This window comes from Moritella sp. F3 (genome assembly GCF_015082335.1).
Classification (GTDB): domain Bacteria; phylum Pseudomonadota; class Gammaproteobacteria; order Enterobacterales; family Moritellaceae; genus Moritella.
The window spans coordinates 11,912-30,886 of the sequence record NZ_BLRL01000025.1 but is presented as its reverse complement, the minus strand read 5'-3'; the positions used below and the strand labels follow the sequence as shown (position 1 = coordinate 30,886).

At 41.7% G+C, this 18,975-nt stretch carries 14 protein-coding genes; 10 read left to right on the top strand and 4 right to left on the bottom strand.

The genetic code is table 11. The features are described 5' to 3' along the window. The first annotated feature begins 640 nt into the window (after window positions 1-640). The 8 genes from JFU56_RS22170 (at window position 641) to JFU56_RS22135 (ending at window position 11,620) form a co-directional block, all read left to right on the top strand. Entirely contained in the window at window positions 641-1,897 is a 1,257-nt protein-coding gene (locus JFU56_RS22170) for a TolC family protein (RefSeq protein WP_198439389.1), read from the top strand. An 8-nt stretch (window positions 1,898-1,905) separates the two neighbouring features. Continuing rightward, a complete protein-coding gene (locus JFU56_RS22165; protein WP_198439388.1) occupies window positions 1,906-3,417 on the top strand; it encodes an efflux RND transporter periplasmic adaptor subunit in 1,512 nt (503 codons plus the stop codon). Next, entirely contained in the window at window positions 3,417-6,563 is a 3,147-nt protein-coding gene (locus JFU56_RS22160) for an efflux RND transporter permease subunit (protein ID WP_198439387.1), read from the top strand. The genes JFU56_RS22165 and JFU56_RS22160 overlap by 1 nt, the downstream gene beginning before the upstream one ends. Window positions 6,564-6,601: 38 nt before the next feature. After that, window positions 6,602-7,312, top strand: coding sequence for a copper resistance protein CopA (locus JFU56_RS22155; protein WP_198439386.1), 711 nt, complete (start codon window positions 6,602-6,604; stop codon window positions 7,310-7,312). Window positions 7,313-7,589: 277 nt separating this feature from the next. Next, window positions 7,590-8,528: a hydroxymethylbilane synthase gene (gene hemC, locus JFU56_RS22150; protein WP_198439385.1), complete on the top strand. Its 939-nt coding sequence runs from the start codon at window positions 7,590-7,592 to the stop codon at window positions 8,526-8,528. Then, window positions 8,525-9,292: a uroporphyrinogen-III synthase gene (locus JFU56_RS22145; protein ID WP_198439384.1), complete on the top strand. Its 768-nt coding sequence runs from the start codon at window positions 8,525-8,527 to the stop codon at window positions 9,290-9,292. The genes hemC and JFU56_RS22145 overlap by 4 nt, the downstream gene beginning before the upstream one ends. After that, complete coding sequence (locus JFU56_RS22140; protein WP_198439383.1) at window positions 9,293-10,429, top strand: uroporphyrinogen-III C-methyltransferase; 1,137 nt, start codon at window positions 9,293-9,295, stop codon at window positions 10,427-10,429. A gap of 15 nt (window positions 10,430-10,444) precedes the next feature. Then, a complete protein-coding gene (locus JFU56_RS22135; RefSeq protein ID WP_198439382.1) occupies window positions 10,445-11,620 on the top strand; it encodes a heme biosynthesis HemY N-terminal domain-containing protein in 1,176 nt (391 codons plus the stop codon). A 140-nt stretch (window positions 11,621-11,760) separates the two neighbouring features. On the opposite strand, the gene fre is transcribed toward JFU56_RS22135, so the two are convergent. The 4 genes from fre to trxA all read right to left on the bottom strand — a co-directional run bounded on the left by fre (window position 11,761) and on the right by trxA (window position 15,952). Next, complete coding sequence (fre, locus tag JFU56_RS22130; RefSeq protein WP_198439381.1) at window positions 11,761-12,450, bottom strand: NAD(P)H-flavin reductase; 690 nt, start codon at window positions 12,448-12,450, stop codon at window positions 11,761-11,763. Window positions 12,451-12,511: 61 nt separating this feature from the next. Then, window positions 12,512-13,978, bottom strand: coding sequence for a 4-hydroxy-3-polyprenylbenzoate decarboxylase (gene ubiD, locus JFU56_RS22125; protein WP_198439380.1), 1,467 nt, complete (start codon window positions 13,976-13,978; stop codon window positions 12,512-12,514). 108 nt (window positions 13,979-14,086) lie between these two features. After that, a complete protein-coding gene (gene rho, locus JFU56_RS22120) occupies window positions 14,087-15,352 on the bottom strand; it encodes a transcription termination factor Rho (protein ID WP_198439379.1) in 1,266 nt (421 codons plus the stop codon). Window positions 15,353-15,625: 273 nt separating this feature from the next. Further along, entirely contained in the window at window positions 15,626-15,952 is a 327-nt protein-coding gene (gene trxA / locus JFU56_RS22115; RefSeq protein WP_019442731.1) for a thioredoxin TrxA, read from the bottom strand. A gap of 109 nt (window positions 15,953-16,061) precedes the next feature. Here trxA and rhlB point away from each other — a divergent pair, with 109 nt between their 5' ends. Beyond that, window positions 16,062-17,357 (top strand): ATP-dependent RNA helicase RhlB, encoded by a 1,296-nt coding sequence (rhlB, locus tag JFU56_RS22110; protein WP_198439378.1) that lies wholly within the window; start codon window positions 16,062-16,064, stop codon window positions 17,355-17,357. Window positions 17,358-17,389: 32 nt separating this feature from the next. Then, a complete protein-coding gene (gppA, locus tag JFU56_RS22105; protein ID WP_198439377.1) occupies window positions 17,390-18,892 on the top strand; it encodes a guanosine-5'-triphosphate,3'-diphosphate diphosphatase in 1,503 nt (500 codons plus the stop codon). Window positions 18,893-18,975: the final 83 nt, after the last annotated feature.

The window sequence follows — 18,975 nt, the reverse complement described above, 5'->3', positions numbered from 1 at the left end:
TTAGCTCAGTTGGTAGAGCAGTTGACTTTTAATCAATTGGTCGAAGGTTCAAATCCTTCACAGCCCACCACTTTCTTACAAGAATAAATAAAGAAACCTCGTTTATCGAGGTTTTTTTATGCCTGAAATTTACCTCGCAATAAAATCTTCCCAACACTTGACCTTCCCCTTAAGGTAAAGATTATACTCTCTGCCATATCCACTATTTATTTTTATGTATTCTTATGCGCGTAGTACTATTAACTTTATTAGTATTAATAAACACATTCTCATTACCACTTCAGGCAATGAACATGCGCATAATGCCAGCTAATATTTCTTGTCATATGCAAGACATGCCATGTAACTCTGAAAATGAGATGAGTGAAATGCAGCATGATAATCTTCAATATGCCACAAGCCAAAATAGTAGTGATGATTGCAGTAATATGGATAACTGTAGCGACTGTAACATTACCTGTTTATCATCATTTATTAATTATAATAATAATAAGCTGCTCTTAGACATACATAAGCAAAGTAACTCACTACGTTACGAATTAAACTCAACTCTTCAACAACACCTAGATAGCCTCTATCGACCTCCCCTAATTAGCTGATTTTAATAAAGTTTAAAAAATCAATTAATTAAGGAAATATAATGCCATCCAAAATTTATTTGGGGCTATTCGCATTACTGTCTGTAAATGTGAATGCTCAACAATTAACGCTATCCATTGCAGAGGATATTGCGCTACAACGCGATCCTTCAGCAATGTTATACAGCGCACAACAAGCAAGCTTAAAAGCGCAAGGTATTAGCCAATCGCAACTTGCTGATCCTATGATTAAATTCGGCTTAGCCAATGTGCCCGTCGATAGCTTATCACTATCCGATGACCCAATGACCCAATTTAGTCTAGGTTTATCACAACAATTTTCAGCTGGTGATACCCTGGAATTAACAGCCAAAGGCTTCTCGCTACAAGCGCAACAAAGTAAGCAATTAGCTGAAAACCGCCAATTAGAATTAAAACTGCAGATCCGTGAATTATGGTTTGATATACGCTTTGCCAAAATAGCCCAAAGTATACTCGCCAAGAATCAGCAGTTATTTAGTCAGCACGTCACCAACCTCTACCGTCAATTCGAGTTAGGCTATCGTCAAAACCAAGATCTCATTAAAGCAGAATTAGAACTGGCCAAATTTGATGATAAAATCGCGGCGTTTGCGCAACAAGAACAAGCATTACGTGGACAACTCGTTTCTTGGGTTGGTCCGCAAGCATTTGATGAATTTTCTTCGCAATTGCCGACGTGGCCACAAAGCCTTGAATATGCACAGCAAGCAGAGTTAAAACATTATCGATTACTGGCTGATCACCCACAAGTATTAGCCGCCCAACAAGCCATTGACGTAGCTAAAAATAATATAGCCTCCGCCAACGAATCTTATAAGCCAGCCTTTAAAGTTGATATTGGTTACGGTCATCGTAAAACACTAGATATGGCGACCGGCTCTAGCCGTAGTGATTTAATCAGTGGTTCAGTCACCATGAACATACCGTTATTTACCAGTAATCGCCAAGACCAAGTCGTTATCGCGGCGACCCAAGGTCAAGGCATTAAACAAGCGGAAAAAGACCTATTACTGATTAAATTCAACGGTATATTAAATGGTGCCATCGCTAATTTCAGTAATACCAAAGCCAGAATGCAGCGCTACCAAGACACCCTTTTGCTACAAGCTAAAGCCAATAGTGATGCCGCTATACAAGGTTATCAAGCCAATACTAATAATTTTGAACAAGTGATTACAGCATTAATGGATGAGCAAGCCCTTACGCTTGAATACCAACAATTACACTTTCAAAATTTAAAAACCTTAGCTCGCATTCGTTATTTTCAAGCATTATAGAGGCCGACATGAAAACATTACTTACCAGCTCAATTACACTAGCGCTCGGCCTTGCTGCCGGTACTTGGTTTAGTACACAAGCAACAACGAATACAACTAACGCAGAGCCAGAAATCCTATATTGGGTCGCGCCAATGGATGCCAATTACCGTCGCGATAAACCCGGCCAATCACCAATGGGCATGGATTTAGTCCCTGTTTATGCTAAAAAATCACAAACAACAGCAACACAAGCCACTGCCGCCCAGGAACCGCTATACTGGGTTGCGCCAATGGATGCTAATTACCGTCGAGATAAACCCGGCCAATCGCCAATGGGCATGGATTTAATCCCAGTCTACGAAGATGCCACAACAGCAAGCGATGCAGGCTTAGTGACCATCTCGTCCCGTGTCGAAAATAATTTAGGTGTGCGTACACAAACGGCTCAACGTCGCCCTTTCGCTATGCAAATTAATACTGTCGGCATGTTGGAGTTTAACCAAGATTCGTTATGGCAAATTAATAGCCGAGTGTCTGGTTGGGTAGATCAGCTCTACATTAACAATACTGGCGAGTACGTCACGAAAGGGCAGCCATTATTAACCTTATATTCACCAGAACTGATTAAAGCACAAGAAGAGTTACTCAACACTCTGCGTATCGGTAATAAAACCCTCATCACTTCAGCAAAACATCGTTTGTCTGCATTGGGCATAAACCAAGCACAAATTAAGCTGCTTACCCGAACTCAAAAAGTGATCCAAAATGTCACTATATCGGCCCCAGAATCCGGTTACATCACCGAACTTGCGATCCGTGAAGGTGCTTATATCACGCCTTCAGCACAGATAATAGAAGCGGGATTATTAACGGAAATATGGTTACAAGCCGAAGTATTCGAGTCGCAAGCAGGTCAAGTGCAAGTCGGTGACAAAGCGAAAATGCAGGTAGATAGTTTCCCAGGGCAAACCTGGTTAGGAGAAGTAGATTATATTTACCCAGAATTAAATGCCGCAACCCGCACCCTAAAAGTCAGAGTGAAAATCGCCAACCCTGATGAACAATTAAAACCAAACATGTTTGCAACGCTAACGCTTAGCAGCCAACAACAAGCCGACTCCATACAAGTACCCCGTGAAGCGATCATCCGCTCTGGAACTTTTGACCGTATCGTACTCGCCAAAGGTAACGGTCAATATCAATCAATCAAAATCACTTTAGGCAGAGAATCAGCGGGTTATGTTGAAGTATTAGCCGGGCTTAAAGATGGTGATGACGTGGTTACCAGTGCGCAATTCCTGCTGGATTCAGAATCAAGCTTAACCGCAGATTTCAGCCGTATTGGTCCGCCAACAACGAGCAACAATACGAATATGGCAATGGACCATAGCAAAATGGATCACAATGCAATGGCAGGAATGGATCATAGCTCGATGAATATGGACAGCATGGACGATAAGGCGATGTCGAAAACAACGAAGCCCGCGGTTGAAGATGACTTAGCTTGGTTAGACTTCGATGACGCAGGAGAACTGTAATGATCAAAAAAATAATTGAATGGTCGATACACAATCGTATCATGGTATTACTGGCCACTTTGGTTGTGCTTATCTACGGTAGTTTTGTGATCAAAAATACCCCGATTGATGCCATCCCAGATCTCTCTGATGTACAAGTTATCATTAAAACCACGTATCCAGGGCAAGCACCACAAGTTGTTGAAGATCAAGTCACCTACCCTCTGACGACGGCGATGTTATCGGTACCGGGTGCCAAAACAGTGCGCGGTTACTCTTTCTTTGGTGACTCTTATGTTTACGTTATCTTTGATGATGGTACTGACATGTACTGGGCTCGCTCACGTGTTTTAGAATATCTATCGCAAGTAACTCCAAATCTTCCCAGCACAGCAAAACCAGCACTGGGCCCTGATGCAACGGGTGTGGGTTGGGTATATTCGTACGCACTAACCGATACCAGTGGTAATCACGATCTAAGCCAACTTCGCAGTATCCAAGATTGGTTTTTAAAATATGAATTACAGACCGTACCCGGTGTATCGGAAGTCGCGACTGTCGGCGGTATGGTTAAGCAATATCAGATCAGTGTGAATCCTGATAAGCTGCGTAGTTATCAGATCCCATTATCATTAATCACGAACGCGATTAAACGCGGCAATCAGGAAGCCGGAGCCAGCGTCATCGAAATGGCCGAAGCCGAATACATGGTGCGTGCAAATGGTTATATCAGCTCAATCGATGACTTAAAAAATATTCCCTTAAAACTCAGCAATACAGGTACTCCCTTATTACTGGGTGATGTGGCTGATATTGTCCTCGGTCCACAAATGCGCCGTGGCGTTTCCGAACTAGACGGTGAAGGCGAAGTGGTTGGTGGCATTATTGTCATGCGCTACAGTGAAAACGCCCGTGACGTGATCGCCGGGGTCAAAGACAAACTACAAACATTACAAGCCTCGTTACCAGAAGGCGTTGAGATTGTTCCTACCTATGATCGCTCAACACTAATTGATAATGCGGTCGAAAATCTTTACCTAAAATTATTGGAAGAGTTTCTTGTCGTTATTGTGGTTTGCGCATTATTTCTATTCCATATTCGTAGTTCATTAGTCGTATTAGTCAGCTTACCAATCGGTATTCTCGTGGCCTTCATCGTCATGTCATGGCAAGGTATTAATGCCAATATCATGTCACTAGGTGGGATAGCTATTGCCATTGGCGCCATGGTTGATGGTGCGATTGTGATGGTCGAAAATGTCCATAAACATATAGAAAAGACTCCATTAACAGATAACAATCGCTGGCAAGTCATCAGTAAAGCAGCTGCAGAAGTGGGGCCGGCATTATTCTTCTCGTTACTGATCATTACCTTTAGCTTCGTGCCGGTATTCGTACTGGAAGGCCAAGAAGGTAAAATGTTTGCCCCGCTCGCCTTTACTAAAACGTATGCGATGGCAGCATCAGCCGGACTTGCAGTGACCTTAGTACCGATTTTAATGGGTTACTTCATTCGCGGTAAGGTATTGCCTGAACATAAAAACCCAATCAACCGTGGTTTAATTGCGCTATACCGTCCAATACTGGCATTGTCACTCAAAGCGCCGGTACTGCTACTGTGTATCGTGTTTGGCCTTGTCGCTATTGGCTTTTATCCTGTAAATAAGATCGGCAGTGAATTTATTCCACCGCTTGATGAGGGCGATCTCATGTATATGCCAACGACGTACCCGGGCATCAGCATAGGTAAAGCCCGAGAGTTATTACAGCAAACCAATAAGTTAATCAAAACCGTACCCGAAGTAGAACGCGTATGGGGCAAAGCGGGCCGCGCCGAAACCGCCACCGATGCCGCACCATTAACTATGATTGAAACCTTTATCACGTTAAAACCGAAAGCAGAATGGCGAGAAGGGATGACCTCTGAGGGTTTACGTCAAGAACTCGATAAATTAGTGCAATTTCCGGGTTTAACTAACGCTTGGGTCATGCCAATCAAAACCCGTACCGATATGTTAGCGACTGGTATCAAAACGCCAATTGGTATCAAGGTCGCGGGTGAAAAACTCGTTGAGATTGAAAAAATCGGTAAACAGATAGAAAAAATCTTACTTAACGTTCCCGGTACCGCATCTGCTTATGCCGAACGTGTTGTTGGCGGTCGTTATGTGAAAATTGATATTGAACGTGAAAAAGCGGCGCGTTATGGACTCAATATTGCGGATGTGCAAGACGTAATATCGACAGCAGTCGGCGGTGTTAACGTCACTCAAACCATTGAAGGCTTAGAGCGTTACCCAGTAAATATTCGTTACCCACAGTCTTACCGAGACAGTATTGAGCAAATGAAATTATTACCGCTGGTAACGCCCCAAGGTGCAAGAATAGCCTTAAGTGATGTAGCAACTATCTATGTCGAAGACGGTGCACCGATGATTAAAACTGAAAACGCCCGCCCTAATGGTTGGATTTATGTAGACATAGAAGGCCGAGATCTCGGATCTTATGTAGTTGATGCTCAGCAAGCAGTAGCCGAGCAATTAGTCCTGCCCGCGGGTTATTCAATTACCTGGTCGGGACAATACGAATATATGCAACGTGCCAAAGACACCCTATCTGTGGTGATCCCAGCAACACTCGCCATTATCGTGTTGTTGCTGTATCTCGCCTTTAGACGTGTTGGCGAAGTATTACTGATCCTCGGCACACTGCCGTTAGCCATGATTGGTGGTATCTGGTTGTTGTATTTACTCAACTACAATTTCTCGATTGCCGTCGGTGTAGGTTTCATCGCCCTAGCAGGTGTATCTGTCGAAATTGGCGTGATAATGCTGGTTTATTTAAACCAATCATTAGCAAGCGCACAAGCGGCAGGCCATTTCACCAAGGCAAAATTAAAGCAAGCTGTTATGGATGGTGCTGGCTTACGTGTTCGTCCCATTATGATGACAGTAGCAACCGTGATTATCGGCTTGATCCCAATTATGTATGGTGGCGGTACCGGATCTCAAGTTATGCAGCGTATTGCAGCACCGATGATTGGCGGCATGGTTTCAGCCATTATTCTGACACTATTAGTATTACCAGCCTCTTTCTATCTGTGGAAATCAATCAGCTTAAAATCACAGATGGTTAATGAGCAAGATACTGAAACTGCAAATAAATAGATAAACGCAAATTTAAAATAATCGATAAAGGAAAAACAATGTTTAAACAATTAACGATTGCAATCACACTTAGCGCCGCGCTCAGCTCTCCTGCATTTGCCCACGAAGATGGTGACGGCCACTGTAAAGACACCCAGTTAGGTAATATGATGTCAGCAATGAGTGATGATTTAAAAGCTTATGTCGGCGCATTCAAACGTGATGACCAAGCCGAAATGCAAGTGAATCTGGCTAAATTACTGGCCAACAGTGCGAAAGCCAAAAGTGAAATCCCTTTGAAACTACAGCAGAAAATGTCCTCAATGAAAAGAATGGACCACAGTAACATGGCGAATATGAAAAACATGGAAGGTATGGACCACAGCAACATGGCGAATATGAAAGACATGGAAGGTATGGACCACAGCAACATGGCGAATATGAAAGACATGAAAGGCATGGACCACAGCAACATGGCGAATATGAAAAACATGGAAGGTATGGACCACAGCAACATGGCGAATATGAAAAACATGGAAGGTATGGACCACAGCAACATGGCGAATATGAAAGACATGGAAGGCATGGAAGGTATGGATCATAGTACTCACATGCAACACATGGCTTACCAACAAGGTATTGAAAAATTAACAAGCCTCTTTACTCAGCTGCAAGACGCAACATCAAAAGGGGAAGTTAAAACCGTGCTGGGCGATATTAAGCAGCACATCAAAAAAAGCCATAAAGCATTTCGCCTCAATTGCGATTAATAGCGACTAATGACGCCTAATAACTCCTAACGAATATATTACGCTGCCGTAGAGTAAGCAGCAGCGTAATAACCCACCACACAGACCCAATCGCCCTCCTATAGTTTTAAACGATAGTCGCTGTTCTCATTAAACAACCAGCTACTTTCAATCCGATTTCATATGTTATCGAGTGGTTAAATTAGCGCTATTTTTTACAAATAACCCCATCTTAGATCAACCATTAACCAATGAAATCTGTTAATATTTAGTCAATCTAGTTAAATTTGGAAATATCATGGCTACTGAAACACTAAGAATTGCAACCCGTAAAAGTCCACTTGCAATGTGGCAAGCTGAATATGTAAAAGCACGTCTAGAATCGATCCATCAAAACCTTACCGTGGAACTAATTCCAATGGTAACGAAAGGTGACATCATTTTAGATACGCCATTAGCAAAAGTGGGTGGTAAAGGCCTTTTTGTAAAAGAACTTGAAGTTGCAATGCTTGAGAACCGTGCAGATATTGCCGTGCATTCAATGAAAGACGTGCCAGTTGAATTTCCAGAAGGTTTAGGCCTAGAAGTTATTTGTGAGCGTGAAGATCCTCGTGACGCTTTCGTTTCAAACACTTACAAAAAAATTGAAGAATTACCACCAGGTGCAATCGTAGGAACATGTAGCTTACGTCGCGAATGCCAACTAAGTGAAGCGCGCCCAGATCTAAAAATCATGAATTTACGCGGTAATGTTAACACCCGTTTAAACAAGCTTGATAATAAAGATTATGACGCCATTATTCTTGCAGCAGCAGGTCTTAAACGCCTGGATATGGAATACCGTATTGCTAGCTACATTGAGCCAGAGCAAAGTCTACCCGCTGTAGGTCAAGGTGCTGTAGGCATTGAATGTCGCGTTGATGATGAACGTGTAAAAGCAATCCTAGCACCTCTAAATCACCCTTTAACGAGTGATCGAGTATGGGCAGAACGCGCAATGAACTTAGCGCTGGAAGGTGGTTGCCAGGTACCAATCGGTAGTTATGCGCTAATCGACGGTGACGAACTGTGGTTACGCGGCCTTGTTGGTAAGCCTGATGGTACTGAAGTTATCCGCGCAGAAATCCGTGGCGACCGTAAAAATGCCCGCCAATTAGGTTTAGCACTTGCCGATACCCTACTTGCGCAAGGTGCAAAAGAAATTTTAACTGAAGTTTACAATAACGCAGACGCATGAAAATCAGGGCGTTAATAACTCGCCCACACGTAAAAGGCGAGCAACTTGCTCGTCAGATTAAGGCTGCCCATGGCGCAGCCTTATGCTGTCCGTTTATCGACATTTCCTCTGGCCAGCAATTTGATAAAGTTAGTTCATTACTGGAAAAATTACAGCCCGGTGACTATATTATTGCCATAAGCGATAATGCCGTAGAGTATGCCAATAGCAGTTTAATCCTCGAAAATAAAACATGGCCACAGCGGATTAACTATATATCAGTCGGTCCAACGACAGCGAAAAGCTGGCTGAAATACGGCGTTAATCACGTAGAAATACCCGATACACATGATAGCGAAGGCGTATTAAAACTACTTGCTAACGTATCAGTGACAGACAAAAATATCGTTATTCTTCGTGGTAATGGTGGCCGAGAAACCATGGCCGAAGATCTAACTAAACGCACCGCAAACGTGACATATTGTGAAGTTTATCAACGCTCTGTACCTGATTACGATCCAGAGGTACTGATTAATAAGTGGCAACAATTCGCTATTAATAGTGTTATTATCACTAGCGGTGAAATCCTCAGTAACCTGATTAAAACAATACCCTATACAGCGTTACCGTGGATATTAAACTTACACTTTATTGTTCCTAGCCAACGAATTGCAGCACTTGCTCATGGCTTAGGAATAGAACACGTCACCATTGCTAGTGGTGCATCAAATAATTCATTATTTAATGCTGTTAAGCAATTGGATATGCAGATAGGAATAAGCTAAATGACAGATAAAAAAAATAATAGTCAAAATGCCGAGGCTAAACCAACGAAAGGCATGATTGACTCATCAGACTCGATTACAAAGGAAAGTAAGCCAGCAACTAAAGCTGGCGTGATCACTGGTGCGGTAGCAATACTATTAACGCTTGGTCTTGGTGCGGGTCTTTATTACCATAGCCATCAGCAGAATCAAATTCAGCAGCAAGTCATGGCAACATTACAAGCGCAGCTACAAGATCAAAAAGACAGCCAACAGTCACTTCGCCTACAACTAAGCGAAAATAAACAAACTGTTGCGAGTCAATTAAAACAAACCACACAGCAAGTTACCGATATTAAAGCAAGTGAAAAGCTAACGAATTCACAACTTGAAACGGTACAACTTGCGATCGCTAACTTAAAAATGCGTAATCCGAATGAATGGATGCTTGCTGAAGCGGAATACTTAATTCGTATCGCAGGTCGTAAAATTGCATTAGAACAAGACATTGATACCAGCCTAACACTGCTGTCATCGGCAAGCCGCCGTCTTACACAATTAAACGATCCAAGTTTATTACCACTGCGTAAAGTGATTGAGCAAGACATTGCTACCCTGTCTAAATTACCGCGTATTGACCACGATGGCTTAGCATTAAAACTGGCTATCCAAGCTGAAGAAGTCGATAACCTCGTCTTAGCGGGTTTAACTCGTCCTGATATCGTTAAAACCGATAAAGAATTATCTAATAATAGCTCGGATTGGAAAGAAAACTTAACTAAATCGTGGCAGTCATTCAGCGCCAATTTCATTACGATACGTCGCCAAGACAACTCTGTCGATGCGCTGCTTTCACCACAAACAGCTTGGTATTTAACTGAAAACCTGAAAACTCAGCTACTACAAGCTGAATTAGCTGTATATCGTCAAGACCAAGCTAAATTTAAGCTTGCACTGAAAACAGCAAGCGCTTGGATTAAGCGCTATTACGATGTCAATCAACCAGCAACTCAAGCGATGTTAACAACGCTCAATACGCTAAAAGAAACAACAATTACGGCAACATACCCAAGCAAGTTAAAAAGTGCAGCGTTGATTCAGACGACAATTCGAGATCGAAAAATCAATTCATTAGCAAATAACACTAGCGCAGAATAAGCGGAGGCAGAGAACATGGTTAGATTTATCGTATTAATCGCACTGCTTCTTGCAGGTGCAATCGCTGCTCCTTACTTAATGGGCAATAAAGGCTACGTAATGATCGCAGCCGGAGACTATATCATTGATGCAACGGTGAGTAGCGCCGTGATCATGGTTGTTGGTTTCTACTTTGCGCTGCTAGCTATCGAAGCATTAATCAATAGACTGACGCACAGCTTAGGTTGGTTTAATCGTTATCATCAAGCGCGAGCAAAAATACAAACTGAAAAAGGTATTTTAGCGCTAGCCAGTGGTGACTTTAAGCGAGCAGAAACATTAACCCTTAAAGCAGCTAAAAAAGCACAAGTCCCTGTATTAAACTACCTTGCTGCAGCACAATCAGCACAAGGTCTTGGTAACGAAGCAAAGCGTGATGAGTATTTATTATTAGCCCACAAAAATGCCGATAAAAATACCTTTGCAGTGGAACTAACACAGGCTAAATTACAAGTTGAACAATTACAATTTGAGCAAGCATTTGCCTCACTCTCGTCATTACATGACCAGCACCCTAAAAACAAAGTGGTCTTAGCTTTATTTAAAAATGTGTGTATAGAAAGAAAAGAGTGGGGTCAATTACTCAACCTTATTACACCATTACAAAAACAAAAATTATTGACCGTAAATGAAGCTGATGAACTCCGTAAAAGTAGTCACTTCCAGCACTTAGGTGAAGTAGCAAAACAACAAGGCAGTACAGGCCTACTTGATACTTGGAGCTCACTCCCTAAAGCACTAAAACATGATGGTCGTTATTTGGCTGAAACAGCAAACCTATTGATGGGTCGTAATGATGATCAGTCTGCGTACCTGCTAATTATGGACGCATTAAGTAATGAGTTTTATCCTGAGTTAATCACGCTAACGCCACAATTAAACTTAACAGATCACCATGCATTAATTGAACGTCTTAAACGCCTGCAAAAAAGTCGTGAAGGTTCTGGCTTGTTAGCGGTGTGTATTGGCCAGTTAATGGTGAAAGAAGGACGCTGGAGCGACGCTGTTGAAGAATTAAGCCAAGGTATGAGTCAATCTCCATCGACCTCGGCTTATGCAGCACTCGCGCAGGCATACGAAAAGCTAGGCCGCATTAATGATGCGAATGCAACTTACAAACAAAGCTTGAGCTTCCATCAACAAGATTCGTGAGTTATCGTTAAATTGAAGATATTAAAAAAGCCGTAACTGATGTTACGGCTTTTTTATTACCAATACATTATTATCAATATAGATGACCAATAACCATTCCTAATACATTTTCAGTATCTATTAATGGTCGCTAGCAGCACCTAAATAAATTCAAATGCATCGCCATATAAATGTTCTTTTACGCCAAGTGGTGCAAAATCAGTACGTGCAGCCCCCGCCATTTCAAAACGACCAGCGATATAAATATCACAAGCAGCTAAGTCAGCAACATCAGCCATGACGACTTGATGAACTTGACCTATTTTACCAGACCATTCTGCAGGTGCAGTTTCAACAACAGGAATAAACGTTACCTGTGGATGCGCATCCGCTAATTCTTGTGCTAATGAAAAAGCATATAAATGCGACTCTTCACGAGCGCCCCAATACAATGAAATAGGACGTTTACTCACTTCAACCGCACGTTCTAAAATCGATTTTGTATACGAGAAACCTGTACCGCCAGCAATTAATACTAAAGGACGCTCAGAATCTTCTCTTAGTCCTGCATTACCGCCAGGTAGTTCAACTTCAACAGAACCTGATTTTAAACGTTCAACAACTTGCATTGCATATGAATTTTGTTCTGATGCACCAATGTGCAATTCTAAAATTTCATCATTACTCGGATTAGAAGCAATTGAAAATGGGCGCTTGTCATCTTCTGCCATGACCACCATTAGATATTGTCCAGCTTGAAAATCCACCTTCTGCTCAGGTTTCAATTTCACGTTAAATACAGTATCTGTATAAGACTCTAATAACGTCACTTCACACTTAATTCTTAACATACATTCCCTTTCAATCTTAATCTCTGACAAGCACGAATTTTTATGATCTAGCTCATTTATATCACAAAATACCTAATTCGTCCCATAAATCATCGACTCGTTGCTTAACCTTTTCATCCATCACAATTGGCTCTCCCCATTCGCGATCGGTCTCACCAGGCCATTTATTCGTGGCATCCATACCCATTTTTGAACCAAGACCAGATACTGGAGATGCAAAATCAAGGTAATCAATTGGCGTATGTTCAATCATCGTGGTATCACGTGCAGGGTCCATACGCGTGGTAATAGCCCAAATAACATCATTCCAATCACGCGCATTAATATCATCATCACACACGATCACAAACTTGGTATACATGAACTGGCGTAAGAAAGACCAAACCCCCAACATCACACGTTTAGCATGACCCGGATATTGCTTCTTAATCGTGACAATCGCCATGCGGTATGAGCAACCTTCTGGCGGTAAGTAAAAATCGACAATTTCAGGAAACTGCTTTTGCAAAATAGGTACGAACACTTCATTCAACGCGACACCTAATACTGCAGGTTCATCGGCAGGACGACCCGTGTAAGTAGAATGGTAAATAGCATCTTTGCGCATCGTAATGTGCGTAACCGTAAACACTGGGAATGAATCGGTTTCATTATAGTAACCAGTATGATCACCGTAAGGGCCCTCTTCAGCCATTTCACCCGGTGCGATATAACCTTCTAAAATGATTTCCGCACCAGCAGGTACTTCGAGATCATTAGAAATAGATTTAACCACTTCAGTACGACTGCCACGCAGTAATCCAGCAAACGCATATTCAGAAAGTGAATCAGGTACCGGTGTGACCGCACCTAGAATCGTAGCCGGATCTGCGCCTAGCGCCACTGACACTGGATAGTTTTCACCTGGGTTTAATTCTTGGAATTCTTTAAAGTCTAGCGCGCCACCACGATGGGATAACCAACGCATGATGACCTTGTTCTTACTCAGTACTTGTTGACGGTAAATACCTAAGTTCTGGCGTTTCTTGTAAGGCCCTTGGGTAATCGTTAGACCCCAAGTAATCAATGGTGCAACGTCACCAGGCCAACAATGTTGTACCGGTATTTTAGATAAGTCGACGTCATCACCCGTTAAGATAATTTCTTGGCAAGGTGCTTTACGCAATCTTTTAGTTGGCATGTTTAATACCTGTTTAAAGATAGGCACTTTTTCCATTAATTCTTTAAAGCCTTTAGGCGGTTCAGGTTCTTTTAAATAAGATAACCACTGACCTACTTCACGTAGCTCGCTTAGACTCTCGCGACCCATCCCCATTGCAACACGATCGGGTGTACCAAAAAGGTTGCCCAATACCGGCATAGTATGGCCTTTCGGATTTTCAAATAATAACGCCGGACCGCCTGCTTTTAATGTGCGATCACAAATTTCTGTCATTTCTAAATACGGGTCAATTTCTTGTTTAATACGTTTTAGCTGACCTTTACTTTCAAGCAAAGCAATAAAGTCTCTTAGATCTTTATATTTCATAAACGGTTCCATGCTATTTTTGGCAAAAAAAACGCCATACACTTGTTATGAAAACAAAATATATGGCGCTTATTTTAAATATTAATCACAGGCTATTAACCTAAACGATTATGATTTTTGTTTCTTCATCGCATCGAAGAATTGATCATTTGTTTTCGTCATCGCCAGCTTATCAATCAGGAATTCCATCGCATCAATCTCGCCCATTGGGTGGATTATTTTACGTAGGATCCACATTTTCTGTAGCTCAGCTTTATCTGCTAATAACTCTTCACGACGCGTACCCGAACGAGTGAAATCAATCGCAGGATAAATACGGCGCTCAGCGATTTTACGGTTAAGGTGTAACTCTTGGTTACCAGTACCTTTAAATTCTTCGTAAATTACTTCATCCATTTTCGAACCGGTGTCGATCAATGCTGTTGCAATAATAGTTAAAGAACCACCTTCTTCAACATTACGCGCAGCACCAAAGAAACGTTTCGGACGGTGTAAAGCATTTGCATCAACACCACCAGATAAGATCTTACCTGATGACGGTGTAACTGTATTGTAAGCACGTGCTAGACGCGTTACAGAATCCAGTAAGATGATCACGTCTTTCTTGTGTTCTACAAGACGTTTTGCTTTTTCGATCATCATTTCCGCAACTTGTACGTGGCGGTTAGCAGGCTCATCAAATGTTGAAGCAATTACTTCACCACGAACCAAACGCTGCATTTCGGTTACTTCTTCTGGGCGTTCATCAATGAGCAATACCATTAAGGTTGCGTCAGGATGGTTTAATGCAATTGAAGAAGCAATGTTTTGTAATAACATTGTTTTACCGGCTTTCGGCGGTGCCACAATAAGACCACGTTGACCTTTACCGATCGGCGCACTTAAATCAAGGATACGTGCAGTGATATCTTCGGTACTACCATTACCACGTTCTAAACGTAAACGTTCATTTGGATGGATTGGAGTAAGGTTTTCAAAGAGGATTTTATTACGAGAGTTTTCTGGGCGGTCAAAGTTTACTTCGTTAATCTTGAGTAGAGCAAAATAACGTTCGCCATCTTTCGGCGGTCGTATCTTACCACCTACAGTATCACCCGTTCGCAAGTTAAAGCGACGGATCTGACTTGGTGATACATAAATATCATCAGGACCGGCGAGATACGAGCTATCTGCTGAACGCAAGAAACCAAAGCCATCCTGCAAAATCTCTAAAACACCATGACCAAAAATGTCTTCACCGCTTTTCGCGTGAGCTTTTAGGATAGAAAAAATGATGTCTTGTTTTCTTAAGCGAGCCAGATTTTCTAGACCCATAGATTCGCCCAGTTTTACAAGTTCAGAAACTGGTGTGTTTTTTAATTCGGTTAAATTCATAATGATGAGTTCGAGCTTATGCGACCTTTGCGTAACGGGATGTCAACCAAGGATAAAGGGTTTGAATCAATGATCGAGTGTGTGGTTCATTAACTAAGTAATAAATCCATAATTTGAGTTATTGAATCAATGATTGGATCATTGATTGTGTACCTGATTCGGTACGTAGAGCAATAAACGCACAGTAAAATTAGCATTTATATTTTTATTCGTCCACTGAATAATAGCATACTGACAAGATTTAAAAACAAAATCTCGTCAGTATTTTTTATACTACAGGTTTTCGTCTAGAAAACTTTGTAATTGCGCTTTTGATAATGCGCCAACTTTCGTTGCTGCTACAGCACCGTTTTTAAATAACAATAAAGTCGGGATACCGCGGATACCAAATTTTGGTGGCGTACCAGAGTTTTGATCGATATTTAATTTACCGATAGTCACTTTACCTGCGTACTCTTCAGCTACTTCGCTTAAGATTGGCGCGATCATTTTACAAGGTCCACACCACTCAGCCCAGAAATCAACTAGTACAGGTAATTCAGAATATAGTACATCTGTGTCGAAAGCAGCATCAGTTAGCTGGATAATTTTGTCGCTCATTTATAACTCCAATAAAAAATAATTTTGTTACTACATATATGTGGCACTCATTGCTCTATTTCAATAGATTTAAGTTCTTAATGCAAGCTTAACCTGATATGCTAATTAAATGAGCAAAAAACATCTTACAGAACATAAGTTCTCCCAGTTTGGCCTTAATGCCGACGTACTTTCTGGGTTAGAAGCGTCAGGCTTCGAATATTGTACACCAATTCAAGCGCTTAGCTTGCCATTTGCCATCAAAGGTAAAGATGTCGCCGGTCAAGCACAGACAGGTACAGGCAAAACGATTGCATTTTTAGCCGCGATTTTCCATCATTTATTGAAAACGCCAGCCGCTGAAGATCGTCCAAAAAATAAGCCTCGCGCTATCATCTTAGCGCCAACTCGTGAACTTGCAATTCAAATTCATAAAGATGCTATACCTATTGCCAAAGCAACAGGCCTTAAAATGGGTCTGGTTTATGGTGGTGAAAGCTACGATATTCAGCGTGAAAACCTTGCAAACGGTGTCGATATTATTATTGGTACTGTGGGCCGAATCATTGATTTTGAAAAACAAAGAGCAATGGATTTATCCGGTGTTGAAGCATTAGTATTAGATGAAGCCGATCGCATGTTAGATCAAGGTTTCATTAAAGACATTCGCTATCTAATGCGTAAAATGCCAGACCCAAAACAGCGCCTAAACCTACTATTCTCAGCCACTTTTACTTGGGATATTCGTGAACTTGCTTACCAGCACATGAATGAGCCAGAAGAAGTCACGGTTGAAGCAGAAAAAGTAACAGGCAGCACCATCACTCAAGAGCTATTCCATCCATCTAATGATGACAAGATGGCTTTATTACAGACGTTAATCGAAGAAGAATGGCCAGAGCGCGCAATTGTATTCGCTAACACCAAACACAAATGTGAAGACATTTGGGGTCACCTAGCTGCTGATAAACATCGTGTTGGTCTATTAACCGGTGATATCCCGCAAAAGAAACGTAACAGTATTCTTGAGCAGTTTACCCAAGGTAAATTAGACATTCTTGTGGCAACAGACGTTGCGGCACGTGGTCTACATATTCCAGCAGTAAGTCATGTATTTAACTACGATTTACCTGATAATTGTGGTGATTACGTACACCGTATTGGCCGTACAGGTCGTGCAGGTGCAACAGGTCATTCAATCAGTTTCGCGTGTGAAAAATACATTTATAATTTACCTGCGATTGAAGAGTACATTGAAAGTACAATCCCTGTTTGTCATTACGATAAAACAGCATTGTTAACTGATTTACCGCGACCAGTACACACTAAACGTGCACGTCCAGGTAATTCACGCACAATGAACGATCGTAGTAAAACACGTCGTACTGGTCAACGTCAGCATAATACGCACAACAAAACCCATTAATAACATAGTTTGTTTATAGATAAGTGATTAGTGTGAGCCAAAAAAGTTCGTCAAATTTATATGCTGTCATTGACCTAGGTTCAAACAGCTTTCATATGTTAGTTGTTCGCGAGATTAGCAACAGTTTACAAACTGTTGCTAAAGTAAAACGCAAAGTAAGACTTGCGGCGGGCCTTGATGCAAACAACAATCTCGATCAAGCTGCATTACAGCGAGGTTGGGACTGCTTAAGTTTGTTTGCAGAACAACTCCAAGATATTCCGACGGCGAATATTCGCATTGTGGGCACGGCGACATTACGCCTTGCTAACAACGTCGCAGAATTTCTGGCAACAGCAGAAAAAATATTGGCTCATCCGGTAAATATTATCTCCGGAGAACAAGAAGCCGCGCTTATCTACAAAGGCGTTGCCTATACCAGCAGTGGTCAAGGTAATCGTTTAGTTGTCGATATTGGCGGTGCGAGCACTGAACTCATTATTGGTGAACAAGCCCAAGCTAAATTACTTTATAGCTTTAAAATGGGTTGTGTTACTTGGTTAAATAACTATTTTGCCGATGGTAAGCTCAATCAACACAACTTTACGCAGGCTATTGATGCGGCAAAAGCGGTCTTGAAACCTCAACAAGAAAAGTATTTAACCTTGGGTTGGGATAGCTGTATCGGTGCATCTGGTACAATCCAAGCTCTGCAAGAAATAATGGTCGCGCAAGGTGAGAACGAACATATAACCTTAGCTAAATTACACCGTATTCAACAGCAAGCAATTGCCTGTGGTGATATTGAAAACCTCAATATTAAAGGCTTAGCGAGCGATAGAAAACCTGTATTCACCAGTGGCCTAGCCATTCTAACTGCGTTATTTGAAAGCCTAAATATCAACAATATGTTTTTAGCTGGCGGCGCATTAAGAGAAGGTGTTATTTACGAAATGACAGGCCTACGCGCAAGTCATAACGTACGCCAACAAACCGTGAATGCATTAATGGTTAAACATCAGCTCGATATAGAGCAAGCTGAACGCGTTAAATTAACGTCGTTAAAGGCTTTTGACCAATTAAAATCGACGATTTCAGTAGACGATATCCAAGCAGGACCTTTACTTGCTTATGTCAGTAGTTTACACGAAATTGGTTTGTCGATTGATTATAAGAAAGCGCCACAACATGCGGCTTACCTTATCGATAATACAGATATGCTTGGTTTCACTAAAGCGCAAAAGCAGTTGCTTTCAGCGTTATTAATTAATCAACGTGATGAGCTAAACTTATCTTTATTAGCACAGCAATCAGCAATCAGTTACGCCAGTGCATTACTGCTTTGTCGTATTCTACGTGTATCATGTACTTTAGCCCTGCGCCGTAGAGATGGCACAATTCCTGATTTTTCACTTGATACTGCTGAAGATAATACCCTCGTGATCACGCTACCAGCGCAATGGTTATCCCAACATCCATTACGTGCAGCGGCTCTTACATCAGAGTTAGCACTACAAGCGAAACAACAGCTGCAGTTACGCATTCAAGAGCATTAATTTCATTCGATAATATATATTGTCGAGTGATAAAACAAAAAACCGAGCCAGATGCTCGGTTTTTTATTAGCGCCAAATAATAA